General features: G+C 39.4%; 21 protein-coding genes and 1 tRNA gene. 12 read left to right on the forward strand and 10 right to left on the reverse strand.

All coding sequences use genetic code 11. The features are described 5' to 3' along the window. Window positions 1-85: 85 nt before the first annotated feature. The 6 genes from ACINWC323_RS09925 to ACINWC323_RS09900 form a co-directional block, all read right to left on the reverse strand. Window positions 86-1,504: an NAD(P)/FAD-dependent oxidoreductase gene (locus ACINWC323_RS09925; RefSeq protein WP_009511596.1), complete on the reverse strand. Its 1,419-nt coding sequence runs from the start codon at window positions 1,502-1,504 to the stop codon at window positions 86-88. Window positions 1,505-2,034: 530 nt separating this feature from the next. Beyond that, complete coding sequence (locus tag ACINWC323_RS09920; protein ID WP_005229924.1) at window positions 2,035-2,247, reverse strand: cold-shock protein; 213 nt, start codon at window positions 2,245-2,247, stop codon at window positions 2,035-2,037. A gap of 479 nt (window positions 2,248-2,726) precedes the next feature. Next, a complete protein-coding gene (locus ACINWC323_RS09915; protein WP_004771798.1) occupies window positions 2,727-2,936 on the reverse strand; it encodes a cold-shock protein in 210 nt (69 codons plus the stop codon). Between the two features lie 478 nt (window positions 2,937-3,414). Next, a complete protein-coding gene (locus ACINWC323_RS09910; protein WP_004661816.1) occupies window positions 3,415-3,624 on the reverse strand; it encodes a cold-shock protein in 210 nt (69 codons plus the stop codon). Window positions 3,625-3,731: 107 nt separating this feature from the next. Next, entirely contained in the window at window positions 3,732-3,965 is a 234-nt protein-coding gene (locus ACINWC323_RS09905; RefSeq protein WP_005229922.1) for a hypothetical protein, read from the reverse strand. A 189-nt stretch (window positions 3,966-4,154) separates the two neighbouring features. After that, window positions 4,155-4,231: transfer RNA gene (locus ACINWC323_RS09900), tRNA-Met, on the reverse strand. Window positions 4,232-4,551: 320 nt separating this feature from the next. Here ACINWC323_RS09900 and ruvC point away from each other — a divergent pair. Continuing rightward, window positions 4,552-5,097 (forward strand): crossover junction endodeoxyribonuclease RuvC, encoded by a 546-nt coding sequence (gene ruvC / locus ACINWC323_RS09895; protein WP_005229920.1) that lies wholly within the window; start codon window positions 4,552-4,554, stop codon window positions 5,095-5,097. On the opposite strand, the gene ACINWC323_RS09890 is transcribed toward ruvC, so the two are convergent. Further along, complete coding sequence (locus ACINWC323_RS09890; RefSeq protein ID WP_009511749.1) at window positions 5,094-6,587, reverse strand: bifunctional ADP-dependent NAD(P)H-hydrate dehydratase/NAD(P)H-hydrate epimerase; 1,494 nt, start codon at window positions 6,585-6,587, stop codon at window positions 5,094-5,096. The two genes, ruvC and ACINWC323_RS09890, sit on opposite strands and share 4 nt — an antisense overlap. Before the next feature lie 23 nt (window positions 6,588-6,610). On the opposite strand from ACINWC323_RS09890, the gene queG reads away from it, so the two are divergent. Further along, entirely contained in the window at window positions 6,611-7,735 is a 1,125-nt protein-coding gene (gene queG, locus ACINWC323_RS09885; protein WP_009511708.1) for a tRNA epoxyqueuosine(34) reductase QueG, read from the forward strand. Between the two features lie 79 nt (window positions 7,736-7,814). Then, entirely contained in the window at window positions 7,815-8,804 is a 990-nt protein-coding gene (gene bioB, locus ACINWC323_RS09880; RefSeq protein ID WP_005229914.1) for a biotin synthase BioB, read from the forward strand. Between the two features lie 45 nt (window positions 8,805-8,849). On the opposite strand, the gene ACINWC323_RS09875 is transcribed toward bioB, so the two are convergent. Together ACINWC323_RS09875 and ACINWC323_RS09870 are read right to left on the reverse strand one after the other, a co-directional pair. Next, the gene (locus tag ACINWC323_RS09875; RefSeq protein ID WP_009511717.1) at window positions 8,850-9,062 is read right to left on the reverse strand and encodes a hypothetical protein; all 213 of its coding nucleotides are present in this window, start codon (window positions 9,060-9,062) and stop codon (window positions 8,850-8,852) included. Window positions 9,063-9,197: 135 nt separating this feature from the next. Further along, window positions 9,198-9,545, reverse strand: a complete 348-nt coding sequence (locus ACINWC323_RS09870; protein ID WP_005229912.1) for a hypothetical protein — start codon at window positions 9,543-9,545, stop codon at window positions 9,198-9,200. A gap of 496 nt (window positions 9,546-10,041) precedes the next feature. Between ACINWC323_RS09870 and ACINWC323_RS09865 the strand changes: the two genes are divergently transcribed. The 5 genes from ACINWC323_RS09865 to ACINWC323_RS09845 all read left to right on the forward strand — a co-directional run bounded on the left by ACINWC323_RS09865 (window position 10,042) and on the right by ACINWC323_RS09845 (window position 15,683). Then, a complete protein-coding gene (locus tag ACINWC323_RS09865) occupies window positions 10,042-10,575 on the forward strand; it encodes a fimbrial protein (protein ID WP_009511730.1) in 534 nt (177 codons plus the stop codon). 80 nt (window positions 10,576-10,655) lie between these two features. Next, a complete protein-coding gene (locus ACINWC323_RS09860; RefSeq protein ID WP_009511713.1) occupies window positions 10,656-11,390 on the forward strand; it encodes a fimbrial biogenesis chaperone in 735 nt (244 codons plus the stop codon). Between the two features lie 63 nt (window positions 11,391-11,453). Then, complete coding sequence (locus ACINWC323_RS09855; RefSeq protein ID WP_009511756.1) at window positions 11,454-14,027, forward strand: fimbria/pilus outer membrane usher protein; 2,574 nt, start codon at window positions 11,454-11,456, stop codon at window positions 14,025-14,027. Continuing rightward, window positions 14,024-15,037, forward strand: coding sequence for a fimbrial protein (locus tag ACINWC323_RS09850; protein WP_032881413.1), 1,014 nt, complete (start codon window positions 14,024-14,026; stop codon window positions 15,035-15,037). Before ACINWC323_RS09855 ends, ACINWC323_RS09850 begins: the two co-directional genes overlap by 4 nt. Before the next feature lie 352 nt (window positions 15,038-15,389). Continuing rightward, a complete protein-coding gene (locus tag ACINWC323_RS09845; RefSeq protein ID WP_009511632.1) occupies window positions 15,390-15,683 on the forward strand; it encodes a hypothetical protein in 294 nt (97 codons plus the stop codon). Window positions 15,684-16,142: 459 nt separating this feature from the next. Here ACINWC323_RS09845 and ACINWC323_RS09840 read toward each other — a convergent pair whose 3' ends face one another. Beyond that, the gene (locus ACINWC323_RS09840) at window positions 16,143-16,544 is read right to left on the reverse strand and encodes a hypothetical protein (protein WP_032881415.1); all 402 of its coding nucleotides are present in this window, start codon (window positions 16,542-16,544) and stop codon (window positions 16,143-16,145) included. Window positions 16,545-16,996: 452 nt separating this feature from the next. Here ACINWC323_RS09840 and ACINWC323_RS09835 point away from each other — a divergent pair, with 452 nt between their 5' ends. The 4 genes from ACINWC323_RS09835 to ACINWC323_RS09825 all read left to right on the forward strand — a co-directional run bounded on the left by ACINWC323_RS09835 (window position 16,997) and on the right by ACINWC323_RS09825 (window position 20,874). Then, window positions 16,997-18,292 (forward strand): tyrosine-type recombinase/integrase, encoded by a 1,296-nt coding sequence (locus tag ACINWC323_RS09835; RefSeq protein ID WP_009511591.1) that lies wholly within the window; start codon window positions 16,997-16,999, stop codon window positions 18,290-18,292. A gap of 41 nt (window positions 18,293-18,333) precedes the next feature. Continuing rightward, window positions 18,334-18,981: an SOS response-associated peptidase gene (locus ACINWC323_RS09830; RefSeq protein ID WP_009511714.1), complete on the forward strand. Its 648-nt coding sequence runs from the start codon at window positions 18,334-18,336 to the stop codon at window positions 18,979-18,981. A 106-nt stretch (window positions 18,982-19,087) separates the two neighbouring features. Beyond that, window positions 19,088-19,579, forward strand: a complete 492-nt coding sequence (locus ACINWC323_RS0118990; RefSeq protein ID WP_032881403.1) for a LexA family protein — start codon at window positions 19,088-19,090, stop codon at window positions 19,577-19,579. Further along, window positions 19,576-20,874, forward strand: coding sequence for a DNA polymerase V subunit UmuC (locus ACINWC323_RS09825; RefSeq protein ID WP_009511580.1), 1,299 nt, complete (start codon window positions 19,576-19,578; stop codon window positions 20,872-20,874). Before ACINWC323_RS0118990 ends, ACINWC323_RS09825 begins: the two co-directional genes overlap by 4 nt. The last annotated feature ends 53 nt before the right edge of the window (window positions 20,875-20,927 follow it).

Genomic DNA, 20,927 nt, shown 5'->3' on the forward strand with positions numbered 1-20,927 from the left:
ATGTTCCATAGCCCAACATTACAAAACCAAGATGCAAAGTGCCTCTAAATAAGAGGCACTTTTTAGGGACAAGATAGATCGATATTTAGAAAGAAACCATTTTCCCGGGATTCAACATGCCTGTCATACCATACCAGCCTTTTGACATTGGAATCGCCAGCGGTGCCAGCAAACGTCCAAATAAAATATCGCTATGCTGGATTTTGGTGAGCATTGCATAATCGGTATTTAAACCAGAAAAATCATCAGCAATGGCCTTACCGATCCGTACGGTTTGAGCCACACCATGACCACTCCAGCCGTGCACTGCATAAATTGGATATTTTTCTCCAAATTTACGGTTATCCGTCGCACCGTTTACGGTCAGATCACTGACGCCACTCCAGCAGAAGTCCATCTCTACCTTGTTGAGCTGCGGAAACACTTTATGGGTTCGGCCCAGCAAATACTGATTGATACGCCCTACGCTCCAACTGGTGCCGGTTCCTTGCCCACCAAATAATAAACGGTTTTTCGAAACACCACGATAATAGTCAATCTGCAATTGCGTATCATAGACCGGATGATCCTGCGGTAATAACTCGGTCAACGGCACCTCCAAAGGTGCGGTCACCGCAATATAAGTATGAAATGGAATCGCTGTCTGTTTTTTCTCAGGCAGTAATTTAAAAGCATTATGATGCACGGCAATCACAACGCTTTTACGCGCTTTGATGGTACCGCCGCTCGTATTGACATAGACTCCGTCAGCCTGCTCAGAAATAGACAATACTTCGGTCTGCTCGAATACTTGACCGCCATTTTTACAAAAGCCATGTATCAAAGCACGGTTTAAAGCCAGCGGCTGGATATGACCACCCAAATCATAGACCAGTCCACCTTTATACAGGTCAGATTTGATCAATTGTTTCAGTTCATATTCGCCCATCACCGTGGTGTTGTTTTCACCTAAGTACTTTCTGGCGTCTGCGCCTTGCGTCAAAGCAATAAGATGCCCCTCATGTACCGCAGCGGTAATATGTCCACGCTTACGCGCCAGCTCAACATCATATTTTTCACTGATCTGGTCGATTAAGGACATTGCCTCGGTAGAGGTAAAATGCCAAAGCTTTTTCGCATCTTCATAGCTAAAACGCTTGATCATTTCTTCCGCTTCCCAACGGGCCAAACCAGGTGTGAGTTGTCCACCATTTCGGCCAGAAGCAGATGAACCGATGCGATTTTTCTCCACCAGAATCGTATCCACGCCCTGTTCTGACAAATGCAATGCTGCCGAAGCGCCCAATAAGCCCCCACCAATCACCACAACATCACATACTTGGTCCGAATTGAGTGCATCAAAGGTATGCCAGTCGGCTAAAGAACTCTCATAATAATTGGCTGGATGTTCAAATTCCCCATGCTTAGGATTGACCCAGTTCCACTCATTCGAATTTTGAGATGCTTTACTTTCCTTAAAGACCACATCATCTAAATGGATTGGTTTATTAATACCGTTAAACATTTGAAATTCACCCAAAAAATAAATTTTCTTACTTCACAATAAGACAAGGTTACCGCCAAAACAGTGATTAATAAAACCAGAATCTTTCAATATTTTTGATAGTTTATTCTCTAGAAAAGCGCTATCGCGACATATTTTAAAAATATTAAAAAAGCACCCGAAGGTGCTTTTCATTTCTATAGGCTGGTTGCAATTAAAACCATAAAGCTAAACAACAACGTGCCTAAAGATCTTTTACAATGTACATGAACTTCCTGCTCAAACCCTTGAGCATATGACTCCAAGTTTTCCATAACCCTAACGCTCATTAAATGTACTGCACTTGTTAATTTGCCTAATAAATTAACACAATAAAATTAGCAAAAAGTCGTAGTCCTGACTAGCACAAATTTTGCACAAAAAAGTTGTTTTATGACAAAAATAGGCGCTTAACTCAAAATAATTAAATATTTAATTTAAAGCAATGCAAAAACAGGGATACAAAAAAAGCCCACGAAGGTGAGCTTTTTTTATATGGTTTTTTTAGTGTTCTAGGGAACAACCGTAATCCCTGTTGCTTGTGGGCCTTTTTTACCATCGGTAATGGTAAATGTCACACGTTGACCTTCATGTAAAACTTTAAAACCGCTACTTTGGATTTCGCTGAAATGAGCAAAAACATCCTGTCCAGAATCAGCATGAATAAAGCCAAAACCTTTAGTTTCGTTGAACCATTTCACTGTACCCGTCACAGTATTCGACATATATTTAACCTATTTAATAAATTTTGGGGTGCTTGCTAGCACGTAACTTGGAATCATAAACTCTGAGATTAGATCTGATAAAACGAAAGGTTTATTCAAATGATGAAATGCAAGATTTACTGAATCAGCAGCGTTATTCTTCTCGTTGTAATTTACTATACACTAGTTTACTTTTTAGGCACAATGAATATTTATTGATCGCACCCAGATAGCCTGACTTATTGATCGGCACAGCGATTCCCCTACTGCTATCCCTATAATTTTTATAATACATTTCAAATAATTATAAGCCTGTTTTACTTTAAAAATTATACCTTAAAATAATGATATAAATTTTTAACATATTATTTCATCGAATTTTAGCGTGCAAATACAAGCAAGCAGCCTATTAGCAAATGCCGGGACCGTTCACTCCACACTATTTTTCTTCACAAAAAAAGCCCACAACGTGTGTGAGCTTTTTTTTACTGGTCTAAAAATTAGATAACAGTGATAAGGGTTGCTTGTGGTCCTTTCTTACCTTGACCAAGTACGAAAGAAACGCGTTGGCCTTCTTGTAATACTTTAAAACCTTTGCTTTGGATTTCGCTGAAGTGTGCAAAAACATCTTCACCAGAATCAGCTTGAATGAAACCAAAACCTTTAGTTTCGTTAAACCACTTAACAGTACCGGTAACTGTATCAGACATACTTTTAAACCTTTTAAAATTTGTTCATTTATAAGTTAAATCAAAATTTTTTAATCATGATTTAACTTAATCTATCTTTATTTGACAGATACTGCAAGCATACCAAACTTTAAGCCATACGAGATAGTAGATTGAGAGAAGTATAGATAGTTTTATCCCCTAAATAGATGAGGTTGGACTTTAATAAACCAAATCATTTGTAAATAACATTCACTGCTAAATCAAAAAATTACCTGTAGAGGCTAAGCGATCTAGCATCTAAAAACTGAGATTTAGCCAAATAAAAAATATTTTTGTTTTTTCTGCTCAAAATATTTTTTTGCATCAAGATTTAAATTTAAGCCTAGTTTCTTATGCAAAATTCAACTTTTAGCTCTACAATTCACTTCAGCACAGCTATGGGTAAAGACCCAAACGGCAATTTGTTCATATATAAAAAAAGCCCACCTAAAGTGAGCTTCATTTTCAAGCAATCTTATTAGATAACTTTAATTGTTGTTGCTTGTGGTCCTTTTTTACCTTGACCAAGTACAAACGAAACGCGTTGGCCTTCGTTTAATACTTTGAAACCATTGCTTTGGATTTCGCTGAAGTGAGCAAAAACATCTTGGCCAGAATCAGCTTGAATGAAACCAAAACCTTTAGTTTCGTTAAACCACTTAACAGTACCAGTAACTGTATCAGACATACTTTTAAACCTTTAAACTTTGTTCATTTATGAGTTAAATCAAATTATTAATATTGATTTAACTCAATCTATCTTTAACCAATAGATACTTCAAGTGCGTAAATCATCTATGTTAATCGATAAAGCTGATTAACATCAGTATAGAAGCTTTTGCCATCTAGATTAAAATCGATTTCCCGACCTGACTCTAGCTGGATTTTTTTCCCAACTTCTACCCATTTGAAACCATCCAACGTATTTTGCTGACGTTTCATCGGGATAATTTGCACACAAATTTCATTGCCATTACTGGCTTTGGCTACACGCCATTCATTAATAATTTTCAACACAAAATCACTCATTCCTGAGCTCAAGTGATCGATTTGGATTTACTATAACGCTAGATATATGGAGAGAGGCAAACTACAATTCTAGAATCTAATAATTTTTAGCTTTCTTTAGGGTTATTTCAGCTAACTTAATTGCTGTCTAATCTTTCAGATAACAACAACTCAATAATCACAGAGCTAATATTCGATTAACTTTAAAAGTGGTAGCGGGAGCTGGATTTGAACCAACGACCTTCGGGTTATGAGCCCGACGAGCTACCAGACTGCTCCATCCCGCAACAACATATTGATCAATATCTTCGATCAATGAGATGCTTTATACGCCCATCTCCCCCACAATGCAATTTTTTTTTAGAAAAATCACATAATTTACGCTCTAACGCTCAAATTAAATACAAATCGATCAAAATCCCCTCAGATTAAGCCATATCGATCAAACTGTTGAAATGAGACCGAATTGCAGGATAATTAACAGAACAAACCGAATTTGCTTAATAAATCTGCTATTTTGTTATAATTCAAAATCCTACAAAAATAATATGCATCGAAAAGCCTGCTATGTAACAATATCAACAATCTTTTATTGTTATAGTTCAACATGTCATTAATTATTGGTATTGATCCCGGCTCACGCTTAACAGGTTACGGAATTATCGAAAAAGATGGCAATAAACTACGTTTTGTCGATGCAGGGACCATTCGTACCGAAACCCAAGAAATGCCAGAACGTTTAAAACGTATCTTTGCCGGGGTTGAACGGATTGTTAAATTTCATGGTCCAACTGAAGCTGCGGTAGAGCAAGTCTTTATGGCGCAGAATCCCGATTCGGCATTGAAACTCGGTCAGGCACGCGGTGCTGCAATTGCCGCTCTAGTTAATCTGGATTTACAGGTAGCTGAATATACCGCACGACAAATTAAACAGTCTGTGGTCGGTTACGGCGCAGCAGATAAAGAACAGGTCCAGATGATGGTGATGCGTTTACTGAACCTGAGTATCAAACCACAGTCTGATGCTGCCGATGCCCTAGCTGCCGCCATTTGCCATGCCCATGCTTCAGGCAGTATGAGTAAAATGGCTGTGCTTAATGCATTAGGTGGCATGGCTCGTGGCCGCAGCCGTGTCAGCAGCAGACGCCGTTAGTCATTTTGATTGACCACCTGATAAATCATTTTGCCCATTTCATGTGCCTGTAGTCCGCGCATCCCCTTTTCAGCCAACAGATCACCTGCCTGTGCATGTAAGCTCACGATTTCATGCAAAGCAATCTGCTGATGGAACTGCGCTTTTAAACTGGCAATCATGCCTGCCAGTACATCACCCATTCCACCTGTACCCATGCCCGCATTGCCTTGGGTACAAATGACTAATTCTTTCTCTAAAATGAGACTACCTGCGCCTTTAAGTACCCATTGACCAGCGTACTTTTGCTGCAACTGCTGAATGGCACCAATGCGGTCCTGTTCAATTTCCTTGGCGCTACAACCTAACAAGGTCGCCGCCTCACCGGGATGCGGGGTGGCATACACATGATTATTTAACTTTTGTGGATCTTTTGCCAAAAACCAGAGCGCGTCGGCATCAAGTACCACGTCTAAATGAGAATTTTGATTCAGTCGCACAAACCATTGCTGATAAATTTGTTCAGCCCATTGATCCCGCCCTAAGCCCATACCCAAACCTACCGCATCGACATGTTCAAGTAATTGCTCAATCTGTTCTTGATCTAAGCTATTGATGTCTTTAACCATAATATTAGGTGAGCGTGCCAGAATAGCCTGATGGTGTTTGGCATGACAGACTACACTGACTTTGCCAGCTCCAGCATGAAAAGCCGCTTCAGCCGACATGATAACGGCACCGCCCATATCGGCATGACCGCCTACCACCAATACATGGCCATAACTGCCTTTATGTCCAAAGGCTTGCCGCTTGGGCAAGATCACTGTTTCGGGAGACAGATAAGCCAGCGCTTTTAATTGCGTATCTGGCGGAATCAGGCTGACTAACTGTAATTCGCCAACATATTGTTTGCCTTGACCTGTGAATAGGCCGGCCTTATAACCCAAAATTGTAAAAGTTTGATCTGCCTGTATCGCAACAGGTAAAGCCTGGCCTGTGTTGGCCTGCAAACCGCTCGGAATATCAATCGAGATTTTTAACCCTGTCTGGGCATTAAAGAGCTGGATAATCTCTTGCCAATATTGGTCGAGTTCCCGATTCAAGCCAATGCCAAATAAGGCATCAATGTGACAATCAAAACCTGGAATTTCTTGATGGACTGCTGTTTCTGTTAATAAATAATCGATGGTTTGAATATCGACTTGATAAGACTGCGCATAATCTGCGGCTTGTTGTAAATCCGCTGATTGTCCGAGTTTTGTCGCAAACACGGTCACTTTTATTCCCTGCTGCTTCAGATAGGCAGCCATATAGTAGCCGTCTCCAGCATTATTGCCTTGTCCGCACCAAACTGCGATCTTTTGAATTTTCTTTGACTTAAATTGCGGAATTAACTGCTGTGAGATTGCCCATGCGGCTTGCTGCATAAGCCCTAATGATGAATTTTGCTGAGCAAACCAACGCTGTTCCCATGCTTGGATACTCTGGCTATGGTAAACTACACCTTGCATGTTCTCTCCCTCATTCTTGGTTTATGGCTTCAACCTCTTCATCTCAGACGCAATCTCAAAAGATTGAACTACAGCAGCTCGATCCACAAGCACTGAAGGCTTGGATTAAACAACAAGCTTTGGATTTGGGTTTTTCTGATTGTGTCATTGCCAAACCAGATGCTCAAGATCAAATGCCGCGTTTTAAAGAATATTTAGAACGCGGATACCATGCAGACATGCACTATTTAGAAGAAAATCTAGAAAAACGTGCAGATCCCACCTTACTTGTGCCCGGTACAAAAAGCATTATTTGTGTGCGCATGAACTATCTTGTGGCATCACCGAAGCCCCGTTATGTTCCATTTGAACCCAATTCTGCCATTATTGCGCGTTATGCACGGGGCCGTGATTACCATAAAGTCATGCGTGGACGGTTAAAGACTTTAGCCACGCGGATCAGGGAAAAAGTCGGTGATTTTGAATCGCGCCCCTTTGCTGACTCTGCTCCGATCTTTGAAAAATCGCTGGCTGAAAGTGCAGGCATGGGCTGGACCGGGAAACATACCCTACTCATTCATAAAAAATCAGGCTCTTTCTTTGTTTTAGGCGAACTGTTTACCTCACTGGAACTGCCTTTCGACCAACCTGCAACTGCACATTGTGGCTCATGTACCGCCTGTATCGACATTTGTCCGACCCAAGCCATTGTTGAGCCCTACATGCTGGATGCACGAAAATGTATCGCTTATTTAACCATTGAATATAAAGGCATCATTCCTGAAGAATTACGCTCTGGTATTGGTAACCGTATTTTCGGCTGTGATGACTGTCAACTGATTTGCCCGTGGAACAGCTTTGCCAAAACTGCCTCCATTCCGGATTTTGATCCAAGGCACAGTCTGGATAATATCAGCCTGCTGGAGATCTGGCGCTGGGATGAAGCCACTTTTCTTGCCAATACCGAAGGCAGCCCGATCCGCCGTACCGGATATCAATCCTTTAAACGTAATATTGCAATCGGCCTTGGAAATGCTCCATACTCAGCTGAAATTGTCACGGCCTTGCAAGATGCAAAAACGTGGCACGACGAGATTATCAATGTGCATATTGACTGGGCAATTCAACAGCAATTGCAACAGGCAGATATGTCCCAAATAGAAAAATGATGTTTTTTGCCCTTTGGCTTTGGCACGATTTCTGTATGATTAGTCTCAATGTTTGTCATCAATCATCATGGATATAACAATGACCTTACGTAATGACTGGACTCGTGATGAAATCCAAGCTCTATATGATCAACCTTTTCTAGACTTAGTTTTTGAAGCGCAAAGCGTACATCGTCAACATTTCCAGGCCAACTCGATTCAGGTCAGCACCCTTCTTTCCATTAAAACGGGTAAATGTCCTGAAGATTGCAAATACTGTTCGCAATCGGCGCATTACGATTCAAAATTAGAAGCTGAAAAACGTATTGCGGTTGATAAAGTCATTCGTGAAGCACAGTCTGCCAAAGAATCAGGCTCTTCACGTTTCTGTATGGGCGCTGCTTGGCGTAATCCGCATGAACGTGACATGCCATATGTGCTTGAAATGGTACGTGAAGTAAAAGCATTAGGCCTTGAAACCTGCATGACCTTAGGTATGTTGAACCAGTCACAAGCCGAGCGTTTAAAAGATGCAGGTCTGGATTATTACAACCACAATCTGGATACTTCTCGCGAATATTATTCTCATATTATTAGCACGCGTACTTTTGATGATCGTCTGGATACTTTAGATCACGTTCGTCAAGCAGGCATGAAAGTTTGTAGTGGTGGTATTGTTGGGTTGGGCGAAAGCCGTAATGACCGTATTGGTCTATTACATGAACTGGCAACCATGCCTGTCCATCCTGAATCAGTGCCAATCAACATGCTGGTCCCTATCGAAGGTACGCCACTTGCTGATGTGGAAAAGCTGGATGTAACCGAATGGATTCGTACCATTGCGGTTGCACGTATCATCATGCCACACAGTTATATCCGTCTCTCGGCAGGTCGTGAATCACTCAGTGATTCTGATCAGGCACTTGCATTTATGGCGGGTGCAAACTCGCTCTTCTCTGGCGACAAATTATTAACCACACCAAATGCCGGCGAAGGAAAGGATCAGATCCTGTTCGCAAAACTGGGTTTAACCGCAGAAAAGCCAAAACCGACCGTTGCAGAACTTTCGGTCGATGCCATGAGTGCATAAATGAAAAAGCCTTGTCATTTGACAAGGCTTTTTTTAGATGAAAAATCAGATAGATGTCACCAGAATGCCATACTTGGCAGTTAGATACATGCCGACTCGAATAATATCCACGCCTGCTGCATGTGAAACTGATAGGTCCTGAGTATGCACATCAAAATGTAATGAATCGAAAACCTCCTGATGATGCATTAGCCATGTCATTGTATCTGCCATATTGTCATCGACAGTATAGGTTTCTGATTTAAAATCCTTATTCATTAAGCCAATCTAATCATTGAATACATGATGCTATCATAGCGAATAGACAGCTTTAAATCAGCTAAGTCAAAGACATTTAGCGATATCAATGCTCGCTAAATGTCTCAATAAGGCTTGGTCGTTTTAAGCTTGAGTTTAAGCAGCCTTTGGATTCACAATCGTCTGACCTGATTTCAAACTATCAACTGCTTTCGGGTTAAACTCCAGAGTCAACACGTGATTATCTAAGTGGACGTGATACGAACGAATCAATGACTGCTGCCCTTCATCTGTTTCAAGCACATATTCATCGGCAATATTTAAAATCCCTTCCAGATTGGTCGTACTTGAGGCGCGGTCGTGACCAAACAGATCATAGATGGTTTGCAGATTAAAGCTGGTTTGTTTTTCCAATGGATGGCTTTTCAGATGACTTTCCAGAAATAAAACCAATTTATGTGCAAAGAAATAGTAATTCGGTTTGTGGGTATAAAGCATGTTCATTGAAAGCTCCTCTTGACGTTTTTTTCATCTAATCATGACTAAAAAACTAAAGATTGAACCTTAAAAAATTCTTAAAACCAGCGCGCATATTTTGTTAATGGATTGTCATTTTTCTTTAAAATTGTTAATTAAAAACCACAGAAAGGTATTTGTTTTACATTTTTCTCGGCAAAAATTCTCTGTCGGAGCCTTTAATTATGTATAAAAAATAAACAATATGTTCCTTTTTTCTAAAGGAAAAATCAATCAATCTTTAAAAATATTAAAAAAACCAACTAAAATTATCAGTTTAAAAACAAATGAAATATAAAAAAATAATCTATATCAAAAACTTATTTTAAATCGGAATTTCTAATTAAAAAAAAACACAATATGTGACGAAATTTGCATTTTTTTAATTAATTGATATATTTTGCCCATTACTTGTTCAGCGCAAAAATTCAACTGAAAAGTAATTTTAATTCAAACTTTTAGCTGATGTATTCGAGAAATTATTATGAAAAAACTTGCTTTGATCGCTACTCTTTCAGTTGTAGGTATTGCTAACGCTCAAGCTGCTGATGGAACGATTACAATTAATGGTCTAGTCACTGACAAAACTTGTGACATCGTAACTCCAGCAGGTAAAGACTTTACCGTAACCCTTCCAACCGTATCTAAACAAACACTTGCAAAATCAGGTGATGTTGCTGGTCGTACCCCATTCCAAATCAACCTAGATAAATGTTCAGCAGGTAAAGTTGCAACTTACTTTGAACCAGGTGCAACTGTAGACTTTACTTCTGGCCGTTTATTAAACCAAAACGCTGCTGGTGCTAAAAACGTTGATGTTCAGTTATTAGGCAGCAACAACCAGATTATTCAAGTACTTGCTGCAGGCAGCAATGGTGCTCAAACGAACTCACAATGGGTTGACGTGGTAGAAGGTGGTACTGCTGACCTTAACTACTATGCTGAATACTATGCAACTGGCGCTTCAACTGCTGGTGAAGTAAACACTTCAGTTCAATATACAATTATTTATCAATAATTTATTGATAGACTTTGCGGATTTCTAGGCTTCTAGGAATTCGCAATTGTAAATTTCACGCAATCATAGAGTAAATTTAAATGGCACTGAACGGTTACAATTTTTTGCTTGGTTTCACACTATCATCGGCAGTCATCGCAACTCACACCCATGCAGAAATTATCTTGCACGGCACTCGTGTGATTTACCCGTCTGATGCGCGTGAAGTAACTTTGCAAGTGAGTAACAATGGCGCTAAACCATCGCTTGTTCAGGCATGGATTGATGAAGGTGACGCTAAAAGTACACCGGACCAGTCAAAAGTTCCATTTATGATTACCCCACCGATTTCGCGTGTCGATCCAACGAAGAGTCAATCCCTTCGTATTACCGCATTACCTAATGCAGCTCAGTTAAATCAAAAACAAGAAACCGTTTTTTGGCTGAATGTTCTGGATATTCCCCCACGACCAACAGCGAATAGCAAAGATGCTGTTCCTGATAATTTTTTACAGCTTGCGATTCGTTCACGCATTAAATTTTTCTATCGCCCGGCAAGTATTAAAACTGATGCCAATCTTGCAGGTGAAAAATTGCAATGGACTAAAAGCGGACAAAGCCTGATTGTAAAAAATCCAACACCGTTTCACGTCACCATGACGGCGATCTACCAGCAAAATGCTGGAAAGCCGGTGGATCTATTACCCAAAGGTTTAATGCTCTCACCTTTTTCAGAAGACAAAGTCCAGTTAAAAACGGGAAATACTGAAAAGATGAGCTATGTCAGCATTAATGATTACGGCGGTCGTATCGAACACCAGATCAAGCTTCAATAACAAACAAATTTATTCCCAATCCATAAATGATTTTGTACCTATCATTGAATAGGCGAACCGATTATGTCAAAGAAAAATGCAACAGCTAAATTCTTGAAGCGTCGTATCTGTTATTACCTGACTTCAGGGGTAATCACCGTAACGCTGCCTATGGCTGTTTATGCAGTAGAACAGACAACAGAACAAGCAGCACCCATGGAAGCGGAATTCGACTCTGTTTTTTTAATCGGTGATGCACAAAAAGTCGATATTTCCCGCTTTAAATACGGCAACCCTGTTTTACCGGGCGAATATAACGTTGATGTCTACATCAATGGCAACTGGTTCGGTAAAAGAAGAATGATGTTTCGTTCAACGGAACAAAACCAGAATGCCTTTACCTGTTTTACTTCAGGTTCTTTACTTGAATATGGCGTAAAGCAAGAAGTTCTGGTCAACCGTACTGAATCGAATGCGCCAAATGCATGCTATAAAATCGAAGAATGGATTGAAAATGCCTATTACGATTTCGATACCTCACGCCTGCGTATCGACATTTCGATTCCACAAATTGCATTACAAAAAAATGCCCAGGGCTATGTAGACCCAAGTATCTGGGATCGTGGTGTTAATGCTGGATTTTTATCGTATAGCGGTAGTGCTTACAAAACCTTTAACCGTTTAAATGATAATAAAGAGACTACCAATGCCTTCATGGCAATCACGGCAGGTGCAAACATTGCAGGATGGCAACTTCGCCATAATGGTCAGTGGCAATGGCAAGATGGCGCTCAAAGTGAACTGGATTCAAGCAATACAAAGAAATCAAACTACGAGTCTACCAGCACTTATTTACAACGTGCCTTTCCTCAATATCGTGGGGTTTTAACCTTAGGTGATAGCTTTACCAATGGTGAGTTATTTGACTCATTCGGTTATCGCGGACTAGATTTTTCGAGCGATGACCGCATGCTGCCGAATAGTATGCTCGGCTATGCGCCCCGTATTCGTGGTAATGCCAAAACCAACGCGAAAGTAGAAGTTCGTCAACAGGGTCAGTTGATTTACCAGACCACGGTTGCACCAGGTAGCTTTGAAATCAATGATCTCTACCCGACAGGTTTTGGTGGTGAACTTGAAGTTTCGATTATTGAATCGAATGGTGAAATACAAAAGCTAGCGGTTCCTTATGCGTCTGTTGTGCAAATGCTGCGCCCCGGACTCAGCCGCTACTCGATCACTGCTGGTGAGTTCCGCGACCGTGATATTGATTTAACGCCGTGGCTGACGCAAGGTAAATACCAACGTGGTATTAACAACTACTTGACCGGCTATACCGGCTTTCAACTGGCTGAAGACTACAGTGCCTTACTATTAGGTGCCGCGGTAGCAACACCTATTGGTGCGGTCTCTTTTGACGTGACCCAGTCCAATACTGACTTTGACAAGCAAGGTTCACAATCCGGACAAAGTTTCCGTCTCAGCTATAGCAAACTGATCTCACCGACCAATACCAACTTAACCTTGGCAGCCTATCGTTATTCGACGGAAAACTATTATAAATTACGTGATGCCCTGCTCATTCGTGACCTTGAAGATAAAGGTGTAAATACCTTTGCGGTAGGTAAACAACGCAGTGAATTCCAGATTACCCTGAACCAAGGCCTGCCTGAGGGCTGGGGTAATGTTTATATGGTCGGCTCGTGGAATGATTACTGGAACCGTAATGAGACCAGTCGCCAATATCAAATCGGTTACAGCAATAATTATCATGGTTTGACCTATGGTCTTTCTGCGACCAATCGTGAGATTGAATACGGTTCAAGAAATCAAACCCGTGATACTGAATATTTGATGACCCTTTCTTTCCCGATTAATTTCAGAAAGAGCTCTGTCAACGTCAATGCGACCGCATCTGAAAACAGCCGTACTGTGGGTATGAGTGGAATGGTCGGTGATCGTTTTAACTACGGTGCTTCTGTATCTCATCAAGATAGACAAAACCCGAGCTTTAACGTGAATAGCCGTTATCGCACGAACTTTGCGACCGTAGGTGGCTCATATAGCATTGCTGATGCTTATCAACAAGCGATGCTCAGTGTGAGTGGTAGTATCGTTGCACATGAAAAAGGTATCCTGTTTGGTCCAGAACAAGGGCAAACCATGGTGCTGGTCTATGCACCAGATGCTGCAGGTGCCAAAGTCAACAATACCGTTGGACTCAGCGTAAATAAGGCTGGTTATGCCGTGATTCCTTATGTCACGCCTTACCGTTTGAATGACATCACACTTGATCCGCAAGAAATGTCAACCAATGTTGAATTGGAAGAAACCAGCCAGCGTATTGCCCCATTTGCGGGTGCGATTGCAAAAGTTGATTTCTCCACCAAGAAAGGCTATGCCATCTACATCAATACTAAAACAGCAACAGGTGAAAGCTTACCGTTTGCATCGCAAGTTTTTAATGCTAAAGATGAATCTGTTGGTATTGTTGCCCAAGGCAGCATGGTGTATTTACGTACTCAAGAGCCAAAAGGTGATTTGTATGTAAAATGGGGCGAAGAAGCCAATGAACAGTGCCACTTCAGTTATGATGTTAGCGCACAAATTTCTAAAGATCAGCAAAGCATGATCATGTCTGAGGCCGTATGCAAATGAAAAAATTACTTGTAAGTACTGCCTTAATGGCTGCTGGCTTTGGTGTGAATACCGCAGCTCAGGCTGCTTGTTCAACCAGTACATACTTCCGGACTATTGACGTGTCTATGCAGGTTGGTCGTGTTGTAGTACGTCCAAGTGATCCAGTCGGGAAGATCTTGGTTAAATCACTTTTTGAAATTCGTCCAGACTCTAGAACTACATATACTTGTAATAGTCGCGATATGATGGTCGCACGTTTACTCCAAAATTATGCATTGAGTCCATTGGGTGACAATATCTATTCCACCAATATCCCTGGAATTGGAATTCGTCTTTATCGAGAAGCTTTTAACGCAACAAACTTCTCAGGCTATTATCCTTATACTCGTCCAGTACCAAGTACACGTATTAGTCTTGCTGAAGGCTATTTCGTTGTTGAAATTGTAAAAACAGCAGAAAATACCGGCTCAGGAACATTAGTCCCAGGGGTATATAGTACCTATTATGCTGGAAACCGAAATGATCGCCCTTTCTTGACCAGTACTGTTTACGGTAATGCCATTACGATCGCATCTTCATCCTGTGAGTGGAGAGGTAATATTAATAAAGCGGTACAACTACCAACTGTGATGAAGTCAGGCTTTAAAGGGATAGGTTCTACACAAGGCGATCAGGCTTTTGAACTCAACATTTTGTGTAATGGTGGTGAAAATCAAACAGCTTATGAAGAGAAGAACCTGATTAGTTTAACCTTTGATTATCAACAAGATGGTAATAACACTCAGGTTTTAAAAAACCTTGAACCGAATGCGACAAAAGCAAATGGTGTCGGTGTGCAGCTTGTATCAAATTATCAAAATAAAAATCAGGTGATTGGACTAGGCAATAAGTTAGAACTAGGAACTGTAAAATCGAACCAAACCGTTCAATATAATGTTCCTCTCACTGCTCGCTACTATCAAACCGCAGCCAATGTTACAGCGGGTAAAGTCCGTGCCATGGCAACCGTAACCATCCAATACGATTAAACTTTTTACTAGGCCTCTTCTCCCCAAAGAGGCTTTTTTATACTCTATGCAACAGCAACGCATCATTTAACTGCCTCTATCCCTGTAACAGTTTCATGTTTAAGTAATCAAATCCCTTTCTATAAATACCTAAAACTAAGCAAATTACTCTAATTTTTCAAATCCGCATTATAATAAAAATATGTGACAGAATTGACAAAATCAATTTATTATATTAATTATCAATTTAAAAATAAAACCTTAAATAGATCACACTTTAAATAAATATTTAATTAAAAATTTATTTAAATATTGCCCCGATAATAAATTCCATGTTAATTAATACTTAATACATTTATAAAAGGCAATAAATATGTATAACTATATTTATAAATCTGCCCTACTTTTATCATTAATGGCATTGGCTTCGGTTGGTTATGCTGCAAGCACAATCCAGTTGAATGGAAGTATTGTAGAAGATACCTGTTCTCAGCAACTGCAAATCAATGAATGCGAACAATTGAACATGTTACGGCAAAAAATTGAATCCCAAACTATTTCATTAAACGATTTAAATACTTCACCTCAAAAAAACACCATGACTGAGATTAGCTTCGAGCAACTTCCAGATCATAAGAACGCTATTATTATTGCAAACTACTACTAGTTAATATATTCATCATTAAGATGTGATTCAGTTAACATTAACAATAGATTCACATCTTTTTAATAGTCAAAAAACTTTTTAGATTTAATTGTTAGTATTTAATAGCTAAAATTTATTTATTGCATTTTTATCAGTATAAAAAACGAGCTGTTCAATAGTTTGATTGGGTTGCGGGCATAACCAGCAGACATCTGCTCTCCACGTTCTTACTTGGGTAGATTGAAGATAGAAAGCAAAAATGGCGGAAATTTTAACAAATCCCAAGCAAGCATAGAGCTCAGCGGTTTGAGTACAACTGATCTAAACAATTTTTGTAGCCACCCTCTTTTACAATATGGCATTCACTTACTTAGTTTAGTCCTTTAAGCTGAAAGCATAGCTGGACTGCTCTGATCTATTTCTCACAATATTTTACTCTGCGATCAATGCTAAACCATATACAAGTCTTCAAGCTCGATTCTACTCAAAAATACTCACTTGAGTCTGACCATCTATTGAAAATATACATTTACCTTTAAATTCTTGTGCATTCCCCAGCTCATTTTCAGCGCAGAACTCCAGATAAAGATATACGTCTCCACTTTTTTGATTTATATAATAATTCCCACGCAAATTATCGTTAAAACTCACGCTTTTTTTCTTTATCACATTGGCAAGCACAAGTTTTTTGCACTTTTGGATCAGTTTTTCTTTATTTAAATTAATTTCAGATTTTCGAATATAAGAAGAGCTTTTACTCAAATCCCTGACACTTTTTTGATTATCATTCTCAATAATATAAGAATCAAACTCCGTCATTATATTAGAGTCTTTACTCTTATAATCTTCCAAACTTTCACACCCGAATAAACATAACATCATGGTGAAAGCTAAGACATTCTTCACTTTAATAATCTATAAAAATAAAAACTATAAGATATCAAAAATAATGAAATATGACAAAGGATAATATATCCGCCTGAGCATAATTATGATGTGACTTATATAGTCTTAAGATAATTCAAGAAGATACTACAGGTCTTGCCCTGTTGTTTTATTTCTATTGCGACCATTAATTTTTAGACATTAAAAAAGCACTTACAATAAATACATGTAAGTGCTTGATATATATGGTGGGCCCACACAGACTTGAACTGTGGACCAACGGATTATGAGTCCTGAGTTTTACGTATTTATTAGCATTCATTAATATGCTTTAAATTTATATATTTTCTTTATTTTCAGTCAAATATACAACATTTGTATTTATCTGTGTTGACTAACATTGATGTAATTTGATTACATAGCGCTTACACCAAGGCGATGTAATCAATATGAAAGTTAAGCTCACTACCAGTAGAGTTCTCAAATTAGAAAAACCAATAGATGGTAAAAACCAAATCTTCTACTGGGATCTTGATACCCACGGTCTGGCTCTTAGAGTGACAAATAATGATAATCGGTCTTATATCTTCCAAGGAAGAATCCCTAACAAAATTGTACGTATTACTATTGGGGATGTAAACGTATGGTCTCTTGATGAAGCTCGAATTGAATCTAGGCGCTTAAAACAATTATGTGATCAAGGTATTGACCCACGTCGTAATAAAGCTGAAGAAGAAGTTAAAAATACTGATTTTTCTAAACTTGAGTCTCTAAAAAAAATCACTTTTGGTCATGTTTTTAAGGAATATGTTGAAGAAAACAAAAGCCGTTGGAGCGATAGGCATTTTGATGACCACATTAAACTAATTAAGAAAGGTGGTGAGAAGAAAAAGCGTGGTGAAGGATTAACCATTGATGGAGCCTTACATGCTTTGGTTAATACCCCTCTTTCACAGTTTTCAGCAGATTATCTAGTTAAATGGCAAAAGAATGAGTCAATCACGAGACCTGGACAAACAGCTTTAGCCTTTCGTTTAGCAAGAGCCTGTATTAATTGGTGTTCAGAACACGACGTTTATTCCCAAATCATTGGTAAAAATGTGCATCAGACAAAACGTGTTCGTAAAGCTGTTCCCGTCCTGAAGGCACGTAAGCGTGCTTTATTAAAAGATCAATTATCGAATTGGTTTTTAGCAGTATCAGAAGTTCCAAACATTATGCATCGAACATTTCTACAAATTACTATTCTCACTGGCCCACGTTCTGATTCATTAAGATCAATTGAAAAGGAACATTTAGACTTCAAATGGAAAGTGATCATGATCTGGGATAAAGATGATCAGGACTATCGTTCTATTCCTATGACCTCATATGTTGAAAAACTGCTTAAATCTTTACCCCAGAATCCTGATTCTAAATACGTTTTTTGGTCAACTAAGTCAAAATGTGGATATATTACTGACGTTCGGAAAAAGTACCATGAAAAACTAGACGAGTACGGTCTACCCCATTTATCGATACATGATCTTCGAAGATCTTTTAGTAATTTGACAGAATGGCTAGATATACCACAAGGTGTGGTTGCTCAAATTATGGGTCATAAACCAAGTGCTACTCAGGAAAAACACTACAAAGACCGCCCGGTTGATCTTTTGAGAGTTCACCACCAGCGTATTGAAGACTGGATTTTACAAGAAGCAAATATTTCAGTAGAACCTTCTTTAAACAAATCTATAGATAAATAAAACAACTTATAGGTTCATAGTGATTAAAAGGGAGAATTATTATGTGTGCAAACTATGAACCAATAGCCAGAAGTCGAGCCCAACTACTTAACCTGCTTGAACCTACTTTCGATTACAAAGCGGATCTATATCCAGGCTACGGCGGGCCTATTCTTATTTCGACCGAGTACGGGATTGAATGGAGATCTGCCCGTTTTGGCTTGGTACCCAACTGGGCAGATGATATTAAAAAAGTTAAAAATACTTATAATGCCCGTTCCGAGACTGTGGCCACTAAGCCAAGTTTCCGGCACGCATGGGCAAAGAATCAATTTTGCTTAATACCAGTAGAAACGATTTTCGAGCCAAAGTACATCGATGGCAAATCACATTGGTATGGGATATATCGTCAGGATGATATGCCATTTACCGTTGCAGGGATTTATGAATATGCCGTTGTTAACGGCGAACCAGTGGTATCAATGAGCATGCTAACAATCAATGCTGATATGCATCCATTCATGAAGCAATTCCATGCACCTGAAGACGAAAAGAGGTCTATTGTTGTGATTCCAAAGGGTTGTCGCAAAGATTGGCTTACCTGCAGTCATGATCAAGCACGTAACTTTTTAGTAGATCTGCCACCCGATGAATACACCGCTGCACCTAAAAATGAAATGCATAAATTCCGACCAAATGCACATTTTTAAGCGACAAGTTATGACTTCCCTTTGTTTAAGCAGAAAATTTAAAATTTGTTAACTTTGTAGGCCATAGTCTATCATCTTGATTACGTAACAAATTCAAGAGGTATCTATGAGCTCTTCATCCCAAATCATCGAAATCAAGAACCATTTTAGGCGTGAGTACTTCTCTGATATAGGATCTATTTCGCTTATTGAGCCCTCTATTAGAATGCAAATTTCTGTTGCGATCGAAAAGGTATCAGCGGGTTTTCCATCACCAGCACAAGACTACATCGATAAAAAAATAGATATGAATGAGCACTTGATCCAAAATGAGTGCGCCACTTTCATTGTCAAAGTAGCATCACTATCAATGATAAACGCTGGTATTGATATTGATGATGAGCTCATTGTAGACCGCAGTCTTGAAGCCAAGCATAGAGATATCATTGTCGCATTGGTTGATAATGATTTCACAGTCAAACGATTGATGATGGATGAAACTGGTATCTGGCTAAAAGCTGAAAATCCAGAATACAGCAATATATATTTAAACGATGGTCAACAATTAGAAATCTGGGGTGTCGTTACTTTTGTATTGAAGAATACAAGAAAGTCATGAAATCCGAAAATAAAGTATTTGCACTCGTTGATGTGAATAATTGCTACGTCAGCTGCGAACGTATGTTTAATCCAAGCTTACGTAATAAGCCGGTTATTGTACTGAGCAATAATGATGGTTGTGCTGTTGCCAGATCAAATGAAGCCAAAGCACTTGGTATTAAAATGGGGGTTCCCCTATTTCAGATCAAAGATATCGTTCAGAAACATAATGTTCAGGTACTTTCCAGTAACTATGCTCTCTATGCCGAGATGTCTCGGCGCTTTCACAAGATTCTTGGCCAATATGTCACAGAGGCCGAGCAAGAGATCTATTCTATTGATGAGTGCTTTTTAGATCTAACAGCTTATTATAAAAATTATGATTTAACCGACTATGGCCAAGATATGCGTCAACGGATCATGAAATGGATTGGACTCCCCGTGTGCGTTGGTATAGGAAGATCAAAGACAGAAGCAAAAATCGCAAATCACATAGCAAAGAAAAACTCTGGCTTTGACGGCGTATGTGATTTGGTGAATATGGATCTGTGCAATAAAGAGGATTACCTTGCACAAATAGATGTTTCTGAAGTTTGGGGTGTCGGACGTAAAATATCGAAGAAGCTCCAAACAATGGGTGTTAACACTGTTCTTGACCTGGCAAGCTCAGACCCGCGTGAGATGCAAAAGCGATTTTCTATTGTCATGGCCAGAACCGTTGCTGAACTACAAGGTATTTCATGCATTGAGGTTGAGCATACCCCGCCGAGCAAGAAACAGATTGTTGCCAGTCGCTCCTTTGGTAATCGAGTAACTGAGCTTACAGACTTAAAAGAAGCCATTTCTATGTATGCTCAAGATGCATGTACCCGGTTGAGAAGTGAGGAATTACTTTGCGGGACCATCATTGCATTTGTGCAATCCAATCCATTTGATCCGAATGTACCGTTTTACAATAAGTCAGTAAGTTATACGTTTCCAGAACCTACAGACTTTGCGCCAGATTTAGCGAAAGCAGCCACATTGATGCTCAGTCATATCTTCAAAGAAGGGATCAAATATAAGAAGTGTGGCGTGTTGTTAACATGTCTTGAGCCAAAGAGTGGCCATACATATGACCTATTAACTGACTTTGATGAGATAGAAAATAAAGAGCGATTAATGGTCGCATTAGAGTGTGTACATCAAAGGTTCGGTAAGAAAAAAATTGCTATTGGACCCTGTTTTGTCCCCAATAGAAATTGGTCTATGTGTAGAAATAAACTGAGCAAAAACCCATTTAAATGGGATGAATTGTTAATTATCAATAATTAAAATTAAAACGCTCTTCAAGATTGAAAAGAGCGTTTAAATAATTAATTTGAAGT

Source organism: Acinetobacter sp. WC-323 (assembly GCF_000314615.1).
GTDB lineage: Bacteria > Pseudomonadota > Gammaproteobacteria > Pseudomonadales > Moraxellaceae > Acinetobacter > Acinetobacter courvalinii.